At 59.5% G+C, this 19067-nt stretch carries 17 protein-coding genes and 1 pseudogene; 12 read left to right on the forward strand and 6 right to left on the reverse strand.

Annotated elements, in window-relative coordinates; genetic code table 11:
• The first annotated feature begins 229 nt into the window (after positions 1–229).
• Genes CLU84_RS20205 through CLU84_RS20245 form a run of 9 tightly spaced genes read left to right on the forward strand, consistent with a single transcriptional unit; the run spans position 230 to position 8017 of the window.
• Positions 230–1588, forward strand: coding sequence for an efflux transporter outer membrane subunit (locus CLU84_RS20205; protein WP_099739768.1), 1359 nt, complete (start codon positions 230–232; stop codon positions 1586–1588).
• Positions 1585–2733, forward strand: coding sequence for an ABC transporter permease (locus tag CLU84_RS20210; protein ID WP_099739770.1), 1149 nt, complete (start codon positions 1585–1587; stop codon positions 2731–2733). Before CLU84_RS20205 ends, CLU84_RS20210 begins: the two co-directional genes overlap by 4 nt.
• A gap of 10 nt (positions 2734–2743) precedes the next feature.
• Positions 2744–3499, forward strand: coding sequence for an ABC transporter ATP-binding protein (locus CLU84_RS20215; protein ID WP_199173811.1), 756 nt, complete (start codon positions 2744–2746; stop codon positions 3497–3499).
• 3 nt (positions 3500–3502) lie between these two features.
• Positions 3503–4438, forward strand: a complete 936-nt coding sequence (locus CLU84_RS20220) for an HlyD family secretion protein (protein WP_099739772.1) — start codon at positions 3503–3505, stop codon at positions 4436–4438.
• Positions 4431–5144, forward strand: coding sequence for an MtnX-like HAD-IB family phosphatase (locus CLU84_RS20225; RefSeq protein ID WP_099739774.1), 714 nt, complete (start codon positions 4431–4433; stop codon positions 5142–5144). The genes CLU84_RS20220 and CLU84_RS20225 overlap by 8 nt, the downstream gene beginning before the upstream one ends.
• Positions 5141–6052 carry a carboxylesterase gene (locus CLU84_RS20230; RefSeq protein WP_099739776.1) on the forward strand — a complete coding sequence of 304 codons (912 nt, stop codon included), beginning with the start codon at positions 5141–5143 and terminating at the stop codon, positions 6050–6052. The genes CLU84_RS20225 and CLU84_RS20230 overlap by 4 nt, the downstream gene beginning before the upstream one ends.
• Entirely contained in the window at positions 6042–6410 is a 369-nt protein-coding gene (locus tag CLU84_RS20235) for an EamA family transporter (RefSeq protein WP_099739777.1), read from the forward strand. Before CLU84_RS20230 ends, CLU84_RS20235 begins: the two co-directional genes overlap by 11 nt.
• A 1-nt stretch (position 6411) precedes the next feature.
• A complete protein-coding gene (locus CLU84_RS20240) occupies positions 6412–6801 on the forward strand; it encodes a multidrug efflux SMR transporter (RefSeq protein WP_099739778.1) in 390 nt (129 codons plus the stop codon).
• A 1-nt stretch (position 6802) separates the two neighbouring features.
• Complete coding sequence (locus CLU84_RS20245; RefSeq protein WP_099739780.1) at positions 6803–8017, forward strand: DegT/DnrJ/EryC1/StrS family aminotransferase; 1215 nt, start codon at positions 6803–6805, stop codon at positions 8015–8017.
• Between the two features lie 77 nt (positions 8018–8094).
• On the opposite strand, the gene CLU84_RS20250 is transcribed toward CLU84_RS20245, so the two are convergent.
• From CLU84_RS20250 to hutC, 6 genes and pseudogenes are all read right to left on the reverse strand, one after another.
• Positions 8095–9408, reverse strand: a complete 1314-nt coding sequence (locus CLU84_RS20250; protein ID WP_099739782.1) for a cyclopropane-fatty-acyl-phospholipid synthase family protein — start codon at positions 9406–9408, stop codon at positions 8095–8097.
• Positions 9409–9453: 45 nt separating this feature from the next.
• The gene (locus tag CLU84_RS20255; RefSeq protein ID WP_233210320.1) at positions 9454–10386 is read right to left on the reverse strand and encodes a hypothetical protein; all 933 of its coding nucleotides are present in this window, start codon (positions 10384–10386) and stop codon (positions 9454–9456) included.
• A pseudogene (locus CLU84_RS20260) lies at positions 10352–11412 on the reverse strand (peptidogalycan biosysnthesis protein). The gene CLU84_RS20255 and the pseudogene CLU84_RS20260 overlap by 35 nt, the downstream one beginning before the upstream one ends.
• 160 nt (positions 11413–11572) lie before the next feature.
• On the reverse strand, positions 11573–12946 hold the full coding sequence (locus CLU84_RS20265) for an aspartate aminotransferase family protein (protein WP_099739784.1): 1374 nt from the start codon (positions 12944–12946) through the stop codon (positions 11573–11575).
• Positions 12947–13104: 158 nt separating this feature from the next.
• A complete protein-coding gene (recQ, locus tag CLU84_RS20270; protein WP_099739786.1) occupies positions 13105–15015 on the reverse strand; it encodes a DNA helicase RecQ in 1911 nt (636 codons plus the stop codon).
• A 139-nt stretch (positions 15016–15154) separates the two neighbouring features.
• On the reverse strand, positions 15155–15889 hold the full coding sequence (hutC, locus tag CLU84_RS20275; RefSeq protein WP_233210321.1) for a histidine utilization repressor: 735 nt from the start codon (positions 15887–15889) through the stop codon (positions 15155–15157).
• 204 nt (positions 15890–16093) lie between these two features.
• On the opposite strand from hutC, the gene CLU84_RS20280 reads away from it, so the two are divergent.
• From CLU84_RS20280 to alkB, 3 genes are read left to right on the forward strand one after another with little or no spacing between them, the layout of a single operon-like run.
• Positions 16094–17482 carry an FAD-binding oxidoreductase gene (locus CLU84_RS20280; RefSeq protein WP_099739789.1) on the forward strand — a complete coding sequence of 463 codons (1389 nt, stop codon included), beginning with the start codon at positions 16094–16096 and terminating at the stop codon, positions 17480–17482.
• An 11-nt stretch (positions 17483–17493) separates the two neighbouring features.
• A complete protein-coding gene (hutG, locus tag CLU84_RS20285) occupies positions 17494–18303 on the forward strand; it encodes an N-formylglutamate deformylase (RefSeq protein WP_233210322.1) in 810 nt (269 codons plus the stop codon).
• A 47-nt stretch (positions 18304–18350) separates the two neighbouring features.
• Positions 18351–19004 carry a DNA oxidative demethylase AlkB gene (gene alkB, locus CLU84_RS20290; protein WP_099739793.1) on the forward strand — a complete coding sequence of 218 codons (654 nt, stop codon included), beginning with the start codon at positions 18351–18353 and terminating at the stop codon, positions 19002–19004.
• The last annotated feature ends 63 nt before the right edge of the window (positions 19005–19067 follow it).

Below are 19067 nucleotides of genomic sequence, written 5' to 3' on the forward strand. Positions count from 1 at the left end.
GACATTATGGTCTCAGCGGCTGCAATAAGAAAATGCAGACCTATCTCCATAATTCCTCCATAAATCCTGCAATCAGGCGAAAACTTTTTACCGTTCAATGGCGAAATGGATAGTTGTTTCTGCCTTCCACGGGTTTTCTGGATGAGAACCCATAGCTTGATCTAGCAGCGCTGTGAAATCTCCCTTCCAAGCTTCGCGTCTTCGTCTCAGTAGTTTGTGCCTGTGCGCCATGTCATTGCTGGCAGGGTGCGCTGTGCCTATCGAGGTACGACTGGATTCGGCTGCACCAGCGCAGTGGCAGCAAGCATCTGCCAGAAAAACGAGTAATTCCGAGCTGGCGCAATGGTGGCGGGGCTGGAATGATCCGGCGCTGAATGCGCTGGTTGATGAGGCGTTGGCCGAGAATCTCGATGTGACTCAGGCCGTTTTGCGGTTGCGTCAGCAGCGCCTGCTGGCGGATACGGCGGGCTCGGCATTTCTTCCTGTAGTTGGCGCTGGTGCGCGAACGCTTCAGGACATCGCTGCAGTTGATACCTACTTCCATGCCAGCATTGATGTGAGCTGGGACTTGGGCCTGTTTGGTGACGCAGAGGCTGCGCGCCGCTCCGGCTCGGCGAGCGTCCTGGATGCTGCTGCGCAGTTGCACGCAGCCCGGGTGGCCTTGGTGGCAGATGTGGTTCATCGCTATCTCGACATCAGGCTGGCCCAGATTCAACGCAACCTGGCGCAAAAGCAGTTGCAACAAGCGCAACGACAACTGCAGCTGCTAGAGATTCGCCGTGATCAGCGCTTGACGGATACCCAGACACTGGAGCAGCAGCAGTTGCAACTGCGTACCCAGGAGGCGCAGTTGGCACTGTTGAATGAAAGCCAGAAGCGCGCAGCCCATGCATTGGCTGCCCTGCTGGGGCGAGATCGCCCTGAGGCGCAGTGGCTGCAGCCCAAGGTTGATGCAGCGTTACCCACTTTGCAGGCCATAGAGGTGCTGCCAGCCGATTTGCTGCGCAAACGGCCCGATATTCAGAGTGCTGAAGCTGCTGTAGAGCAGGCTGCTGCCGAGGTGGGTGTGGCACGCGCCGCTCTCTACCCGCGCCTGATGCTGACGGGCTCGCTGCTGTACTCATACAACCTCACCCGAAACCACCGCTCGACTTCGGACTCCATCCCCATGGTAGGCCCGCAGATTGATATTCCGCTGTTTGACTGGAGCCGCCGCCGTGCGGTGGCCGATGGCAAGGAGCTGGCGCTGCAGTCCAGCATCAAGGCTTATCGGCAGGCAGTGCTCAATGGCATTGCTGAGGCAGAAGGCTCGCTGGCAGCAGTGGCCGCCCAGCAGCAGCGACAGCAATCATTGCTCTCAGCCCAGCAAATTCACCAATCGCGCGATAAAGCTCAGGCGGTGCGTCAGCAACTCGGTCTGTCCAGTGAACTGGGCGGTGCTGAAAACGCACGCGCCAGCTTGCAGCTGCAAAGCGAGATGGCAACGGCCAAGGCTGCCGAGGCACTGGCTTATGTCGCACTCTACAAAGCCGTAGGTGCTGCGCCACTGGATCCCGTCGTCACTCAGACTGCCGAGGTGAAGCCTTGATTGCTCTGGCGCGCAAGACGCTGATCCATGAATGGCGACGCTTTGTCCCATCGGTGTTTGCCGTGGGTTTTTCAGGCGTTCTGCTGGCTATGCAGGCAGCGCTGGTGCTGGGGATTTTTGGCTCAGCTGCAGTTTATGTGACGTCCTCATCGGCCGATCTATGGGTTGGTTATCCGGGTACGCAGAGTGTCAACTTCGGCCGCAACATTGGTAGCGATGTTGAAATGCGCTTGCGCATGGATTCTGAAGTGGAGGCGGTGGAGCCTTACGTCTGGGTCGATGGCGACTGGCGCGCTCGCACCCGTGCACAAGGCTCGGCAGGCGGTGGCGTTTCAGTCTATCTGTCGGGCATCAGCGCGATGGATCAATCCATGATGTTCACCAAGGTGCTTACCTCCTGGCAGCGTCAACTGTTGCGCGAGCCGGGCGCCGTGATTGTGGATCGCGCTGATCTGGGTACTCTGGGTGCGCAGGAAGGCAGCGTTGCCTGGATCAACAACCATGCTGTGAAGATCGTGGCGGCCGTTGATGGCCTGCGCGGGCTGGGCGGCGTCAACGTGCTGGCTTCACTCAGCACGGCCCGTGAGATTGCAGAAACCACGGAGGCAAACGGCAGCACCTATTTTGTAGCCCGCCTCAAGCCGGGCGCCAAACCGCAAGAGGCTCAGCTGCGCTTGAGTGAAACCGGCAGCAGCTTTGGCCCTTATGAGGTGTGGACTGCCGACACCTTTGCCCGGCGCTCGCAGCGCTACTGGATGCTGGATACCGGCGCTGGCGCTGGCGTGCTCTTTATGGCCGTCATCGTGTGTTTGGTGGGTGCCATTGTGACCAGCCAGTCGCTGAAGGCCGTGGTTGCCGGTTCAGCGCGTGAATATGCGGTGCTTAATGCGCTGGGCGTCAGCCGTGCAGCGCTGGGCCGTGTGGTGGTCGAGCAAGCCTGCTGGATTGGCGGTCTGGGCTTTGTGCTGGCGGCCTTGACCAGCGCTGTGTTGCTGAGCGTTGCAGCAACCTATCGTGTGCCGGTGGCTCTCAATATGGCTGCGGTGCTTGCCTGCGCCATTTTGATCGCGGTGCTGTCCCTGCTGTCCGGCTTGGGCGCGATGCGCAGCTTGCTGCGTGCCGACCCGGCCACCTTGCTGCGCTGAGGGAGCAAGCATGCAAGCCATGACGAACGAACGTCCTCATACTCCGTCTGCGGCGAATATGGCCGCCCCCAGTCTTGAGGCCGTGCGCCTTGAAAAATCCTTTGTCTCCGGCATCGTTCAGGTGCATGTCCTGCAAGGGCTTTCTGTCAGTCTTCAACCCGGTGAGCTGAGCCTGATTTCGGGTCCATCAGGTTGCGGCAAGAGCACTTTGCTGTCTCTTATGTCCGGCCTGCAAAAGCCCGATGGTGGCCGTGCCATGGCGCTGGGGCAGGACCTGGCAAAGATGAGCATTGGGGCACTGGAAAAGTTTCGCCTGCGCCATACCGGATTTGTCTTTCAGGGCTTCAATCTGTTCCCGGCGCTGACGGCGCTGGAGCAGGTGCAACTGCCTCTGGGCTATATGGGGCTCAATAACAGCGCGACATTACGCCGCGCCAAAGATGCGCTGGATGAAGTTGGCTTGTCGCACCGCAGTCATATGCGTCCCGCGCAACTCTCCGGCGGTGAAAAGCAGCGCGTCGCGATTGCCAGAGCCATTGCCAAGCAGCCCCAGCTTTTGTTTGCCGATGAGCCCACTAGCGCGCTGGATGCGGAAAGCGGCCAGCGCGTCATTGATCTGCTGCACCGTGCGGCTCGCAGCCATGGCACGACGGTGCTGTGCGTCAGTCACGACCCACGGCTGGTGCGCCACGCCGATCGTGTGCTGGGTATGGAAGACGGCGCAATCCGCAGCGACTGGCGCCAGAACAGCCCCATCAAGGAATAATTCATGAACCGTAGCCAATTGTGTCTTAGCCTCAGTTTGGGTGTGCCGCTGCTTGCGGCGGCTCTGCTGTCGCTGGGTGGGTGCTCGCCAGTGCAGGATTCTGCGTCACTCGTTTCTGTGGCGGCGGCGCAGGCCAAGCCGCAAAATCAGGTCGCCGTTGCCCGCGGCAAGATTGATGTGGAGGGCGGTTTGCTTGACCTCGCATCACCGGCCGCTGGTGTGGTCCAGCAGTTGCTGATCAAGGAAGGCCAGAGCGTGCAAAAGGGCCAGGTCTTGCTGCGATTGGCCGATGATGCCGCTCGAGCCGATCTGGCCGTAGCCGAATCTGAGCAGCAACTGGCGCAAACCAGGCTCAAGGCCAGGCAAGAGCGCTTGCCTGCACTCAAGACAACGCTGACGCGCTGGCAGGCTGCGGCCAAGCAAGGTGCGGCTGATTTGCAGAATGTGGATGAAGCCGCTCACTCTTTGCGCGATGCGCAGGCTGAAGTGGATATTGCCGCTGCCGAGGCATCAGTGGCCAAACACAAGGTCGAGCAACTGCGCGCCCTGCAACAGCGCCACGAGTTGCGCGCACCTGAAGCTGCAACCGTCATCCGCCTGACGGCACACACTGGCAGCATGCTGCAAAGCGGAAGTCCCGTGGCGGTGCTATTGCCCCAGCGCCCGCTGATCGTGCGCGCTGAAGTCAACGAGAGCTTTGTGGCTGCCATTCGTGAAGGCATGAAGGCCCATGTTGCCGTGGATGGCGACGGCGGCGCAGCCCGGCTTGAATTTCCATCGGCCACGGTGCTGCGAGTCAGCCCCGTTTACGGCCCGGCGCGTCTGCAGGATGACACCCAGCGCGGCCCGGTACGGGTCGTCGAATCAGTGCTGGTGTTTGACCAGCCACCTGTCAATGCCAAAGTGGGCCAGAACGTGAGGGTTAGTTTCCATGAATAAGCGTATTCAAATTTTCCCATCGTCCTCGGGGACTGCTTTGACCGGCTGGATGGTGCAAAGCGATTTCGACGGCACCATCAGCCTGCTGGACGTGACCGACACCTTGCTCAACCGCTTTGGCAAGCCGGGCTGGCAGGAGCTGGAAGACGCATGGGAGCGTGGTGACATCGGCTCACGCGAATGCATGAAGGGTCAAGTGGCTTTGCTGGATATGAGTGAGAGTGAGCTGCAAACCCATCTGGATACGATTGAGATTGACGGGTACTTCGTCCGCTTTGTGCAAGAAGCGAAAGCGTTGGGCATCAAGGTTCAGGTCGTCAGCGACGGCATTGACTATGCCATTCGTCATGTGCTGGAACACAATGGTCTGGGTGATCTGGAAGTCATCGCCAACCATCTGGTGCAAACCGGTGAGCGCAGCTGGCGCCTTGACTCCCCCTGGGCCAGCAACCACTGTGCACGCGCCAGTGGTAACTGCAAGTGCGAACGCTTGGCAGAGCAACAGGCCGTGCATGGTCGCGTGCTCTATATCGGCGACAGCACCTCAGATTTTTGCGTATCTGGCAAGGCCGACTTTGTGCTGGCCAAGTACAAGCTCATCGCCTATTGCGAGAGCAATGGCATTGCCCATGCGCGATTTGAGCATTTTGGTCAGGCGACTCAGTTGCTGGAGCAAGTCGTTCTCGGTATGGAGCAAGTGGCATGAGTGCTGCCGATGGTCTCGTTCAGATACAGCAAAGTTCTTTGCAGGAGGTTTGCCTGACGCCGAATGAGTTCGTCATGCCCGGTGAAGGCCAGAATGCGCGCATTGGCGTGTTGCTGATTCACGGTCTGACGGGAACTCCTGCCGAGATGCGATTGCTGGGAAAGGGCTTGAACAAGCAAGGCTTCACCATTTACGGTGTGCAACTGGCGGGCCACTGTGCAGCGATGGAAGACCTCGTGGCATCACGCTGGACTGACTGGTTGAGCAGTGTGGAGTCTGGCCTGCAGCGCTTTGGCAGACATGTCGATCATGTGGTGGTTGCGGGTCTGTCCATGGGCTCGCTGCTGTCGCTGGCAGTTGCGCAAAAGCACCCGGACAAAGTGGCCGGTGTGGGCGCGTTGTCGACCACCTTCCGCTATGACGGCTGGAGCATTCCTTCATACACGCGGCTTGCATTCTTGCTGCCGCTGTTTCGCCTGCTGGGTATTGGCCGCAACAGCGTGTTCATGGAAGCACCGCCTTATGGCATCAAGGATGAAGCCTTGCGCGCCCGCGTTGTGGAGCAGATGAACAGTGGCGACAGCTCTGCCGCTGGCCTGCCGGGCAACCCGTGGTGGAGCGTGATTGAGCTGCGTGCGCTGTCGGCGGATGTGATGAAAAACCTGCCTCAGCTGCGCTCGCCCTGTCTGGTACTGCATGCCAAGGAAGACGATATTTCTTCGGTCAGCAATGCCCATGATATTGAGCGAATTGCCGTGAATTCGAAGGTCGAGCTGGTGCTGCTGGACAACTGTTATCACATGATCACCATCGACCGTGAGCGTCGTACCGTGATCGCCAAGTTGAACGAATTCATAGCGCGTATCGCTTATGCGGCAGCGCCTGTCAGAGGTTTTAATGGGCAGTGATCTCTCGCCACTGGTGGTGACGCTGTGGGTGCTGAATGTATTGGTAGACAGCGGTGGTCAACTCGCCTTCAAGGCCGCAGCCAGTGAACCGGGCGATCGCGATGGCATGGAGCGCTGGCGCTTCATGCTGGCCCGTCCCTGGCTGTGGGTAGGCATTGCCTGCTATGTGGCTGAGTTTGTGGTATGGCTGGCATTTTTGTCGCTGGTTCCGCTGTCGGATGGCGTGTTGCTGGGCTCTATCAACATCGTTGCCATCATGATTCTGGGCCGGGTTCTGTTCCGCGAAAAACTCGCGCCCATGCGGGTTGCGGGCATTGTGCTGGTCTCCATCGGTGTGGCCATAGTGGGACTGCATTGAGATGAAGCGCTTCTACATCATCGGCTTTATGGTGCTCATGGCTTTTGACACGCTGGCCCAGCTGAGTTTCAAGATGGCAGGAGAGTCCGCCTTGCCGCTGGAGTTCTCTCCCGCATGGCTGGTTCGCGTGTTTGGACAGCCCTGGATTTATGGTGCCTTTGTTGGCTATATCGGCGCCTTTTTTACCTGGATGAGTCTGCTCAAGCACGCTCCTATCGGACCCGCTTTTGCAGCGTCGCATCTTGAGATTATTTCGGTGCTGGCACTCTCGTACTGGCTATTCAACGAGCCCATTGGCTGGCCGCAAATCATCGGCTGTCTGTTCATCGTGGCGGGCATCATGTGCCTTGCCGTGAGCGAGACCCCTGAGACGGCAGAACAGACGCGCTGAGATGCGTGAAATCACGATTCCCCCTACGGCAGGCTTGCCGTTGCAATGGGCAGATCTTCCGCCCTGGGGCGCAGATGATTTTGCCGTGCAAATGGCCGCCTGGCTGGGCGTGCAAAGCGTGCAGCTTGAGTGCTCTGGCACTTCGGCACTGATGGTGGCTTTGCGTAGCCTCAAGCGGCTCAGGCCCGAGCGCAGCGAAGTCATTGCCCCCGCCTATACCTGCCCGCTGGTGGCGCTGGCCATTGCGCAATGCGGGTTGCAACTGCGTCTGTGCGATCTGGGGGTGAATGCGCTGGATATGGATGCAGATTGCCTTCGCCTGCTGTGCAGCAACAAGACGCTGGCTGTGCTGCCCACTCATCTTTGTGGCCGTGTGGCCGATGTGGATGCCGCGTTGCAATGCGCGCGCGCTGTGGGTGCCTACGTGATTGAAGATGCTGCGCAAGCGCTGGGTGCACGCAGCAACGGGAAGTCTGTTGGACTCAAGGGCGATGTGGGATTTTTCAGTCTGGCCGTGGGCAAGGGATTGAGTACCTTTGAAGGCGGTGTACTCATCACGCGTGATGCAGTGTTGCGCGATGTGCTGAGTGCCGCGGGTGCAGAGACCCCATTCAATCTCTGGTGGGAGCTGCGCCGCAGCGTTGAGCTGCTGGGCTATGCCGCGCTCTATCGCCCGGCAGGTCTGCGCATGGCTTATGGCAAGCCACTGGAGCAAGCCTTGTCGCGCGGCAACTGGGTTGAGGCGGCGGGGGATGATTTTGATGACTTCATTCCGCAGCACCGCCTGGGGGCTTGGCGTCAGGCCGTCGGCTCAAAAGCTTTGCGGCGTCTGAGCGCTTTTCAGCAGCAGACCACTGCGCAGGCCAAAGCACGCGTGGCCCAGCTACGCGCTTGCGGGCTGGAGGTGCTGGACGATATCACTGTAGATTCGCAAGGCGTGTGGCCAGTGATCTTGCTGCGCCTGCCCAGTCAGAAAGCCAGAGATGCCGTGCTGCAAGCCCATTGGGGTGATGGCAGCGGGCTGTCTTTGCCCTTTGTCCACGTGCTGCCCGACTATGGGTGCTACGACCATGTACTGGGTGCAGCGCGCCATGATGATGTGAGCCGGGCGAGAGACTGGGCGCAACGCCTGCTGGCCATCAGCAATAGCCCGTGGCTGGATGATGCGCAGTTTGCGCGTGTACTGGTGAATATTCAGGCTGCCACGCAGGGCTGAGGTTCATCAAAAACAGTAGCTGCTTGCGCTTGATAGGCTTTAAATACAGCTAGAAAATGCATTGAAATCGATCTATTTCAAGCGGTATTAGCTTTGATTTTTGCAGCGCCTGCCATTTGTGGAACCACCATGTTCTGCGCTGCTTCCAGATTCCTGAGGGCGTCTTCACGCTTGTGCATGTAATCGCGCGTCAGTGGTACAGCATCTTGTCTGCGGCTCAGCTGGATCTGAAAAATGGCAATGTCCTGATAGCGGAATGCCGACTCTGACATGGACAGATAGAACTCCCACATGCGGCAAAAACGCTCGTCATAAAGCGCTGCAGCTTGTGCCCGGTGCGCCATGAAACGCTCGCGCCACAAGCGCAGCGTCTGGGCATAGTGCAGGCGCAGAACCTCTATGTCGCAGATCACCAGACCCGAGCGCTCAATGGCTGGCGTGAACTCCGACATGGACGGAATATGGCCGCCCGGAAAGATGTAGCGCTCAATCCACGGATTATTGAAATCCGGCACATCGCTATTGCCGATGAAATGCAGCAGCATGACGCCGTCGTCACGGAGAAGTTCGTGGCATTTGCGGAAAAAGGCATCGTGAAATCCGGTACCTACATGCTCGAACATGCCTACCGAAACAATGCGGTCGAACGCGCCATGCTCTTCGCGATTCATGTCGCGGTAATCCTCCAGCCGGTACTCCAAATTCTCGGCGTGAGTGGATTGAGATGCCTTGTGCTTGGCACCCGCAAGCTGCTCGGTGGACAGCGTGATGCCGGTGACATGCGCCGCCCCGGCGACCTCGGCCAGATAGCGAGAGAGGCCGCCCCAGCCGCAGCCTATGTCCAGCACGCGCTGGCCTGGTTCAATCAGCAGCTTGGCGGCGATATGCCGTTTTTTGGCGAGCTGGGCCGCTTCAAGATCCTCTGTACCCTGCTCAAAATAGGCACACGAATACTGACGCTCGCTGTCGAGAAACAGCTGGTACAGGCGGTCGTCCAGATCGTAGTGATGAGCCACATTGGTGCGAGACTTGCTGCGCAGATTGTTCTGCAGCAGGGGGCGCAGCTTCATGCGCCAGGCATCCAGCATGCGCACGGTGGCGCTGACCGGGACAGACCTTGCATGGCGCAGAACCAGCTCCAGCACGTCATATACGCTTCCCTTTTCGATCAGCAGGCGCTCCTGCATGAACATCTCGCCAAAGTTCAGATCGGGGTCGCGCAGCAGTGCAAAGATGGCGCGTTTGTCGGTAAAGCGTATGCCTGCCTGAGGCTGGCCATCGTCGCCAAAGAGCAGTGTCTTTCCGGATGGAAGGGTGACCTCAAGCCGTCCCGTTTTGACCAAGGGTTCAAATGCATGTCGCAGCAATTTTTCGGTCAACCGGTCCAGCATGTCAGCTCCCTGAAGCGAGGTGTTGAAAGGTATTAGTGAAGCGCTCTAACTCGTGCTGCTGGCCGCTATCCGCTGCACCAACCGTTGGTTCAAGCCATGCTGCCCAGCCTGCCAGGCAGCCAGCGTCTCGGCATCAATTTGCGTATCCTGACCGTCGCCTGCACTCATCAGGCGCTTCCACCACGTGGAATAGTGCCATGACGACACATCGCCGGTAATGTCACTTCCGATGATCTGCCCGCGCAGTGCATCGATCAGGCCCATGGCCTGTTTTTCAAGCATCTGGCCCTGATCCCAGTTGGTGCGTACGACCTCGGGTGCGAAGACGTCTTTGTCAATGCTCAGATAGGTGTCCTGCGGCCATTCGCTCATTTGAAGTGACAGCGCCTGCACCAGCTCGGCGATGCTTGAAAAACTGCGAAATGCCTTGCTGGCACCGATTTTTTTGGCCCAGCTGGTGTTAACGCCACAGCTCCAGTAAGTGAGCTTGCCAGCACGTAGTGGACGCAGATAGTTTTCCCAGGCGTGACCTGAACCAATGTCCTGCGAGGTGATGCCCGCCACATGCACTTGCGATACCGCTGGGTGCATGGCCACACGCCGCACCCATGAGCCGCAATGCACGCCCCAGGGGAAGCGCATATTGTCTGGATGGTTGTCCAGCACCAGCACGCGTAAAGGGTTCTTGGGCGTAAAGCCGTTCTGGGCAATGCAGCGCTCAATCAGCGGCCAGCTCAGGTGGTGAAAGTCACCGCTGCCCATGAGCACGGTGCCATGCAAGGGCGGGAGGTTGTCGTGCATGGCGGCGGTGAAGCGTTTGAAGCTGCGCAGGCTGCAGCCAAAGCGCACCTGCTCTTGCCAGTCGGACAGCGGCAGGCGCAGCTCATGGCTGAGTGGGCCGACCGATCCATCGACGTCCAGAACAACAGGGGGGGTAGTCGCATCATGCTTTTTGGCCCCACTGGCTATCGTTTTCAAACAGTCTGGAAAAACGTCTTCCCAAGGCTCGCAGCACAGGGTTGCGGATAAAGACCAGGTGCTGCGTCATGGTGAAACTGGCGCCCAGCTGTGCTTTGACTTCGGGGTCGGTCCAGCCCGCCACATAGTGGCTGAGGCCGCGTTCCAGAGCGTATTCGAGATTGACCATCCAGCTTACAAAATAGAGGTTGGCTGCGCGGGCTGCCGGGTAGGACAGGCCTATGTATTTGTCGATCAGTTTGCCGCCATGCTCAAAGCATAGGTTCCAGCCCAGCAAGGCACGGCTTTCCAGATCGCGGTATTCAAAAACGACGCCGCCGTTGCCCCCATCACGCAGCAGGTCGGCAAAGAAAGCACGCGTGAGCTTGTCGAAGTGAATTTCGCTTTGCGCATACACGGCATCAAACAGCGTGTAGTAGGCATCTACACGTGCTTCATCAGCAAATGCTGGGCCGGTGGGAATGCGCTCTATGCTCAGCTGATCGCGGCTTTTGAGTTTGCGTTTGAGGCTGCTTCTGCGGTTTTTTGAAAGGCCGGCCAGATACGTATCAAGGCTGGCAAAAGTGATGGGCACATAAGCCAGTGCCTGGCCTTCCAGTGCAATAAAACCTTGTTCTGAAAGCGCTAGAGCAACTTCTCTGGAGAAGCGGTTTTCATCTTCAGAAAGCAGCGGCGATGTCTGCGGCAAATCCTTGACGATGGTCAGCAAGGTGCGACCGGCCATGGCGCGCAATTGCTGCGCCAGAGTGCTTGCAGTAATGCCTTGAGGCAGCAGCGCATATTCGCTGACGGTGGTGCCGATAAAGTTGGTTTGCAGCGTGAGCTTTGAACGCAGCCATGGGCCGCCCGGTAACGACAAAAAACGCGCCTTGAGCGCGTCATCTGCAGTTGTCAGCAAGTCAAATGGCGCGGTGAATGCGAGTGCCGGACCGTGGCTCAGCAGCGTGAATCCTTCGGGGGGTGCTGGGTGAATTGCTGCAGCAGTCCGTCAGGCTCCAGCTGGTTGCGCAAACTTTGCGATGCCATCGCGCTCATTATTGTTTTGAAAATTCCATCATGCCAGCGCAGCCGGCGTGACCCGTGGCAGAGACGCCAGGCAAGAGCCACCTGGCAGCGAAAGCGTTGCCCCTCTCCCGCATGGCGAATGCAACACGAGAGGGAGGGAGCGGCAAAGCCGCTCAGGGGATTAGCCCTTTTTAGCTTTGGTCAGCAGCTGATCCAGCAGTGCCATGGCTTCATCGATTTCGGGGCGCGAAATCATCAGCGAAGGCGCGAAGGTGATCACGTTTTTGTAGTAGCCGCCCACGTCCAGCACCAGGCCGCGCTTCTGGCCCTGGTATTCCAGACCGCCTTCAAGGCCGATGTCCACCATCTTGTCCAGCAGTGCCTTGTTGGGTGTAAAGCCGTCTTCGGTGCAGATTTCGGCGCGCAGTGCCAGACCCATGCCATCCACATCGCCGATTTCCTTGTGGCGCTTTTGCAGCTCCTTCAGGCCTTCTAGGAAGTAGGCACCTGATTCGCACACCTGGCGACCGAAGTCCATTTCGTGCGTCATGCGCATCACTTCCAGACCCAGAGCCGTTCCCAGCGGGTTGGAGGCAAAAGTGGAGTGCGTGGATCCCGGTGGGAACACGGTGGGGTTGATCAACTCTTCACGGGCCCACAGGCCGGACAGTGCGTTCAGGCCGTTGGTCAGTGCCTTGGCGAACACCAGCACATCGGGCTTGATGCCGAAGTTTTCCACAGACCACAGCTTGCCCGTGCGCCAGAAGCCCATCTGGATTTCATCGACCACCAGCAACACGCCGTGGTCGTCCAGTACCTTCTTCAGACCGGTGAAGAAATTGGCAGGAGGAATGACGTAGCCACCGGTGCCCTGAATGGGCTCGATGTAGAAGGCTGCGTATTCGCACTGGTTGGTCTTGGGGTCCCAGACCGCGTGATATTCGTTCTCGAACTTACGGGCAAACTCGCGCACTATCGAATCTGCATACTCTTCAGCGGTCATGCCCTTGGGGCGACGGAAGGGGTATGGGAAGGGAATGAATTGAGCGCGGTCGCTGAAGTGACCGAAGCGGCGGCGATAGCGGTAGCTGGAGGTGATGGAAGAAGCACCCAGCGTACGGCCGTGGTAGCCACCTTCAAAGGCAAACATCAGGCTCTTGCCGCCGGTGGCATTGCGCACCACTTTCAACGAGTCTTCAATGGCTTGTGCGCCGCCCACGTTGAAGTGCACGCGGCCGTCATTGCCCCATTTGCTCTTGGCGTCTTCGGCGATGAACTTGGCCAGTTCAATCTTGGTCGGGTGCAGGTACTGACTTGCCACCTGGGGCAGCTCTTGCAGCTGCTCGATCATCTTTTGCTCAAGACGCTTGTTCTTGTAGCCGAAGTTGACGGCTGAATACCACATCTGCAGATCGAGGTAGGCGGTGCCTGAGTCGTCGTACATATAGCTGCCATCGCAGCCTGTGAAAATCTTCGGGGGATTGACGTAGTGGACGGTGTCGCCAAACGAGCAGTATTTGGCTTCGTCAGCCAGCAATTGGGCAGTATTGATCACAGCAGAAAATGCTCCGCAAAAAGGAATCCGGTAAACGGTATGCGGCTGCAGTGTGAGGCTGCAATATTTCCGGGCTGTCGAGCATTTGTGTGGGAATTGTGGAGATGTCCAAGTCGGCACAACTTGGATAGCGCTGGCGCTGATACCAGTGCCGTAGCTTAGCCCAGAGCCACCACGCGCAGCACCTCGGCTCCATACGCATCCAGCTTTTTGGCACCCATGCCGCTCACCCCTTGCAGCTCCTGCAGCGACTGGGGGTTGAGTTCGGCAATCGATGCCAGCGTGGCATCGTGGAAGATCACATAGGCCGGCAGATTGTGCGACTTGGCCACCTCGGCGCGCCAGGCCTTGAGGTTGATGAAGCGCACTTGCGCATCTGGCCCCAGGTTGATGGCGGCTGCATTGGCAGCAGACTTCTTGCTTGGTTTTTTGCTGCGTGATGCGGCAACGGCTTCGCGCAACTGCACCTGCACCTCGCCCTTGAGCACAGCGCGGGAGCCTGCGGCCAGGCACAGGGTGTCAAACACATGGCCGCTGTTTTCGCTCACCACCTTGTGCAGGCCCAGTGCGCCTGTCGCCAGCAACTGGCGCATCACGGCTCGCAGCTGTGGCTCCGAGTAATCCTTGCCAATACCGAAGGTGGAGACTTTCTCGTGGCTGAACTGGGCCACCTTGTCGGTTTCTTTACCGCGCAGCACATCCATGATGTGGCCAGCGCCATAAGTCAGGCCGCTGGCTTCATGCACGCGGAAAATGGTGGACAGCAGCTTGCGCGCAGCGTCCGTACCATCCCAGAGCGCAGGCGGCTCCAGACAGTTGTCGCAGTTGCCGCAATGGGTGCGGCCCACGGCCTGCAGCGGCTTGCCGTCCAGACTGGGTTCTTGCCCATATTGCTCGCCAAAATAGGCCAGAAGGCGTATGCGGCGGCAGTCTGTGGCCTCGGCCAAGCCCAGCAGCGCATCGAGCTTGCCGCGCATGACTTGCTTGAATTGCTCTTCTGCAGGGCTCTCGTCAATCATGCGGCGCTGGTTGACCACATCGGAGAGGCCATAGGCCATCCACGCATCGGCAGGCAGACCATCGCGGCCCGCGCGGCCAGTTTCCTGGTAGTAGCCTTCGATGTTCTTGGGCATGTCCACATGGGCGACAAAGCGCACATCGGGCTTGTTGATGCCCATGCCAAACGCAATAGTGGCGCACATCACCACGCCTTCTTCGCGCAGAAAGCGGTCTTGATGGTTCTGGCGCACTTCCTGGGGCAGACCAGCGTGGTAGGGTAGGGCGTTGATGCCGCTTTGCGCCAACGTCTGGGCCAGCTCTTCTACGCGCTTGCGTGACTGGCAGTAGACCACGCCTGCTTCGCCCTCATGCTCGCGTTCAATGAAGCGCAGCAATTGGTTGCTGACGTCTTTTTTCTCGGCAATCTTGTAGCGGATATTGGGCCGGTCAAAGCTGCTGACGAAATGCTGTGCGGCCTCAAGCTGCAGGCGCTCGATGATGTCGGCGCGCGTCAGCGCATCAGCTGTTGCCGTCAATGCAATACGTGGCACGCTTGCAAAGCGCTGGTGCAGCACCGTAAGGGCGCGGTATTCGGGGCGGAAGTCGTGGCCCCACTGGCTTACGCAGTGCGCCTCATCGATAGCGAACAGTGACAGTTTGCCTTGCGCCAGCAGATCATCCAGCAGGCCCAGAAAGCGCGGCGTGTTCAACCGCTCAGGCGCGACGTAAAGCAGGGTGATGTCGCCGCTTTGCAGGCGCAGCTCTACCTCCTGCGTTTCGTCGTAGCTGAGGGTGGAGTTCAGAAAGGCGGCGCTGATGCCTGCCTCGTGTAGCGCACCGACCTGATCGTGCATCAGCGCAATCAGCGGCGACACCACAATCGTTACCCCATGGCCGAGCTGCTGGCGCGCAATGGCCGGCACCTGATAGCACAGCGACTTGCCGCCGCCCGTGGGCATGAGTACCAGTGCATCGCCGCCGTTGATGACATGCGAGACGATGGCCTGCTGGGGGCCACGGAATTGCTCGTAGCCAAAAACGGCTTGCAGAATGGATTGCGCGGAAGACACCGGGTACTCTTGAATTGATAGCTGTTAACGCTTGTTGAATAAGGGTTGGAAGCCAGTTTATTCAATAAAAACAAGCATCAAAAATGTGCCCTATTGTGCGCCGCACTCTGGCGTGGTGCACAAGCCGGGTTATGCGCAATCAGGTTGCCGGAGCGATGGTGGAGGGCGAGAAGTGCGCATCCAGTTCGTACAGGTCGGCCGGGTAGGTCAGGCGCACAAAGGTGATGGGCAACTGGCCCGTCCAAGTGCGGCGGTCAATCACCAGGCAGGGGAAGCCGGGGGGAATCTCCAGCCGGGTTGCGTTTTCCTCGCTCGCCGCTTCGGCGCGGATGCGGTGCTCGGCCGAGCTCCACGGCACATGATTCACCATCCATGAGCTGGGGCTGTGCTCGGTAAACGACTCGTGCTCTGCATCGGGAACGGATTCGAGGTTGATCAGGCGGTCTTCTATGCAAAAGCGCCGTTGCCCCGCCATGTGCAGGCACAGCACATGGACGATAGGGCCGGGCTTGGCCATGCGCATGGCCTCCATGTCATCACGCGTGCTGCGCCGCTGTTTGCGGCTGAGTAGCTGGCTGGAGTACTCAAGCCCCATGCCCAGCACCACCTGGCGCAGATCCGGAATTTCCAGTACGGCCGAGCTGGTGTGCGGGCGGGTGACAAAGCTGCCCGCTTTGCGCTTGCGCTCCAGCAGGCCGGACTGAACCAGCTTGTTCAGCGCCTTGCTCACCGTCATGCGTGAGCATTCGTAGTGGACTGTCAGCTCCATCTCAGAGGGGATACGGTAGCCGGGCGGCCAGCGGCCACTGAGAATGTTTTGCTCAATCTCGGTGAGAATTTTCCCGTGCAGCGACATGGAAGAGTGTGTGACCATGGGTTGAATTACACCAGCAAATGCGGGTCTGCCGCTATAGGGGTGCAAAGTTGCAGCAGATAAGGGATTAAGTATTTCCCAGTGCGTGAGACCTGTGTCTACCCCGCACAATCAAGACATCTCCCCGTGTCAACACGCTCCCCGCGAATATTCAGGCCATGGCCTGCTGATCAAGGCTCAGTGCGGTGGCGTGAAAGGTTGCTGATGTCCCAAGAACAATTGATTCAAGAACTGATTTCCACCCTCGGTGCCGACGTGGTGCTGAGCGGTGCCGATGTGCCAAGGCGCTACCACACGGACTGGAGCGGCACGCCGCCCCAACAGCCGCTGGCGCTGGTGCGCCCGCGCACCACTGAGGAAGTCAGCACGGCGCTACGTGTGTGTTCGGCGCACAAGGTGGCTGTGGTGCCGCAAGGCGGCATGACCGGGCTGGCTGGCGCTGCCACGCCCACACAGGAGGCGGTGGCCCTGTCGCTGGACCGCATGAACCGCATTGAAGACATCAACCCCCAGATGGGGTTGATGCAGGTGCAGGCCGGGGTGACGCTGCAGGCCGTGCAAGAGGCTGCTGTGGCCGCAGGCATGGTGTTTGGCGTGGACTTGGGTGCGCGCGGCAGCTGCCAGATTGGCGGCAATGTCTCGACCAATGCCGGTGGCAACGGCGTGCTGCAGCACGGCATGATGCGCGAGCAGGTGCTGGGGCTGGAGGTTGTGCTGGCCGATGGCTCGGTGCTGCCCATGCTGCGCCCCATGATCAAAAACAACACGGGCTACGACCTGAAGCAGTTTTTTATCGGCGCTGAAGGCACGCTGGGCGTCATCACCCGCGTGCTGCTGCGCCTGCGCCCCGCGCCCAAGGCCACGGCTACCACGCTGGTCGCCATGCCTGACTTTGACACGGCCCTGGCTGTGCTGGGGCGCATGCAATCGCACTTTGGCAACGGCGTGGCAGCTTATGAGCTGATGTGGGACAGCTTTGTGCAGGCATCGCTTTCCTGGCTCAAACTCTCGGCTCCGTTTGCCGAGCGCCACCCCATGCTGGCGCTGATCAATGTGGATGGCAAGAACGAGGCACAACTGCAGGACGATATCCAGCAAGTGCTGGAGGAAGCCATGGAGGCAGGCGAGGTGCTTGATGCCATCGTCGCCCAGTCTGTGGCGCAGGCCCAGCAGCTGTGGAAGCTGCGCGAAGCCCCGGCCGAGCTCAACAACAATATGCACCCGGCCATCAATTTCGACGTGAGCCTGCCGCAGGCCGATATTGGCCGTTTTGCCAATGCCTGCGAAGCCGCCTTTACTGCGCGTTGGCCGCAAAAGCATTCGCTGTACTTCGGCCATGTGGGCGACGGCAATCTGCATGTGTCTGTGGATGGGGCCACCGTGAACGGCGAATGCGATGCCGTAGAAGCCGAGCTGTACCGGTTGGTGGGCGAGTTCAAGGGCAGTGTCTCGGCCGAGCATGGCATTGGTCTGCACAAAAAACCGTATCTGAACAATAGCCGCACGCCCGCTGAAATGGCTGCCATGCGTGCCATCAAGCTGGCGCTGGACCCACTTGGGCTGATGAACCCTGGCAAGGTGTTCGAGCTGTGATGAGTGCACCTATGCCTTCTTTCATCTTTCACCAGGGCCATGCGCCGCTGCTGATCTCGATGCCGCATACCGGCACCCATGTGCCGGGCGACATCGCCGCCAAGCTCACGCCGGAGGGGCGTGAAGTGCATGACACCGACTGGCATATGCCAGCGCTCTACGACTTTGCCAAGGCGCTGGGCGCTTCCATACTCGTGGCCACGCATTCGCGCTATGTGATTGACCTGAATCGCTCGCCAGATGGGGCCAGTCTCTATCCGGGCCAGAGCGTGACGGGGCTGTGTCCTGTTGATGGTTTTGATAGCAAGCCCCTTTATGCCAGCAAGGCGGATGAGCCTGATGATGCCGAGATCGCGCGCCGCCGCGAGCTGTACTGGCACCCATACCATGCGCAGCTGCGCGCCGAGCTGGATCGCATCAAGCGCCTGCATGGCGTGGCCATGCTGTGGGATGCGCACAGCATTCGCTCGGTACTGCCGCGCTTTTTTGAAGGCAAGCTGCCGGATATGAATTTGGGTACGGCTGACGGCAAGAGTTGCGATGCGGCACTGGCCCGGCAACTGCTGGACATTGCGCAGCAATCACCCGGCCACACCAGCGTGCTCAACGGCCGCTTCAAGGGTGGCTACATCACGCGCAACTACGGCCAGCCTGAGCAGGGCTTTCACGCCGTGCAGCTGGAGATGACGCAGTCCAGCTACATGCAGGAGCAGATGCCTTTCGACTACCTGCCTGCAACAGCCGCGCGCATTCAGCCCACCATGCAGCGCCTGCTGCAGGCCGTGCTGGCGTTTGCGCAGCGCCAGGGGAGCGCAGCCTGAACCATCAGGCCCATTGTTGCTACTAGGCAATCGGCGATGATGACGCCATGAGCCTGCCGCTGTTCGAGACCGAAGCCCAGCCGCCCGAAATCATCGATAAGGGCGCTGTGCTGCTGCGCGGCTTTGCAGCGACTTCAGAGCTGCGCTGGATGGAGGCCGTTCAAGCCTTGCAGGCGCATGCCGCATTGAGGGTCATGCAGGTTCCCGGCGGTAAATCCATGTCGGTGGCGATTACCAATGCTGGTGACTGGGGTTGGGTATCGGATGCCAACGGCTACCGCTACAGCGCCGTCGATCCTCTGACGGGCAAGGCCTGGCCAGCCATCCCCGCCTTTTTGTATGAACAGGCCGTGGCCGCGGCGGCGGCTGCTGCTTATCCGGGCTTTGCGCCGGATGCCTGCCTGATCAACCGCTACCAGCCCGGTGCCCGCATGGGTTTGCACCGCGATCAGGATGAGACGGACTTTGCTGCGCCCATCGTCTCCGTGTCGCTGGGCCTGCCCTGCACCTTTCTCTGGGGTGGTTTGGCGCGTCAGAACTCGGTCAAGAGGTTGGTGCTGACCCATGGCGATGTACTGGTCTGGGGCGGGCCTTCGCGGCTGGTGTTTCATGGCGTCAGCCCGCTCAAAGATGGTTTGCATCACCTGCTGGGCGCAGAGCGCTGGAACCTGACCTTTCGCATGGCCAAGCGTGCGTTCTGAGTCTCGCTGGTCGGCAGGGCATCCATCTGCATAGGCGATGCCGCTCAGGCAATGCCCGGCTGG

Origin of the sequence: Comamonas sp. 26, assembly GCF_002754475.1 — a bacterium.
Classification (GTDB): domain Bacteria; phylum Pseudomonadota; class Gammaproteobacteria; order Burkholderiales; family Burkholderiaceae_C; genus Comamonas.

What these genes read in the sequence shown, in the direction of transcription:
- CLU84_RS20205 (WP_099739768.1), top strand. Translation starts at nt 230, where the DNA reads ATGTCATTGCTGGCAGGGTGCGCTGTGCCTATCGAGGTACGACTGGAT.
- CLU84_RS20215 (WP_199173811.1), top strand. Translation starts at nt 2,744, where the DNA reads ATGCAAGCCATGACGAACGAACGTCCTCATACTCCGTCTGCGGCGAAT.
- CLU84_RS20220 (WP_099739772.1), top strand. Translation starts at nt 3,503, where the DNA reads ATGAACCGTAGCCAATTGTGTCTTAGCCTCAGTTTGGGTGTGCCGCTG.
- CLU84_RS20225 (WP_099739774.1), top strand. Translation starts at nt 4,431, where the DNA reads ATGAATAAGCGTATTCAAATTTTCCCATCGTCCTCGGGGACTGCTTTG.
- CLU84_RS20230 (WP_099739776.1), top strand. Translation starts at nt 5,141, where the DNA reads ATGAGTGCTGCCGATGGTCTCGTTCAGATACAGCAAAGTTCTTTGCAG.
- CLU84_RS20235 (WP_099739777.1), top strand. Translation starts at nt 6,042, where the DNA reads ATGGGCAGTGATCTCTCGCCACTGGTGGTGACGCTGTGGGTGCTGAAT.
- CLU84_RS20240 (WP_099739778.1), top strand. Translation starts at nt 6,412, where the DNA reads ATGAAGCGCTTCTACATCATCGGCTTTATGGTGCTCATGGCTTTTGAC.
- CLU84_RS20245 (WP_099739780.1), top strand. Translation starts at nt 6,803, where the DNA reads ATGCGTGAAATCACGATTCCCCCTACGGCAGGCTTGCCGTTGCAATGG.
- CLU84_RS20250 (WP_099739782.1), bottom strand. Translation starts at nt 9,408, where the DNA reads ATGCTGGACCGGTTGACCGAAAAATTGCTGCGACATGCATTTGAACCC.
- hutC (WP_233210321.1), bottom strand. Translation starts at nt 15,889, where the DNA reads ATGGTCACACACTCTTCCATGTCGCTGCACGGGAAAATTCTCACCGAG.
- CLU84_RS20280 (WP_099739789.1), top strand. Translation starts at nt 16,094, where the DNA reads ATGTCCCAAGAACAATTGATTCAAGAACTGATTTCCACCCTCGGTGCC.
- hutG (WP_233210322.1), top strand. Translation starts at nt 17,494, where the DNA reads ATGCCTTCTTTCATCTTTCACCAGGGCCATGCGCCGCTGCTGATCTCG.
- alkB (WP_099739793.1), top strand. Translation starts at nt 18,351, where the DNA reads ATGAGCCTGCCGCTGTTCGAGACCGAAGCCCAGCCGCCCGAAATCATC.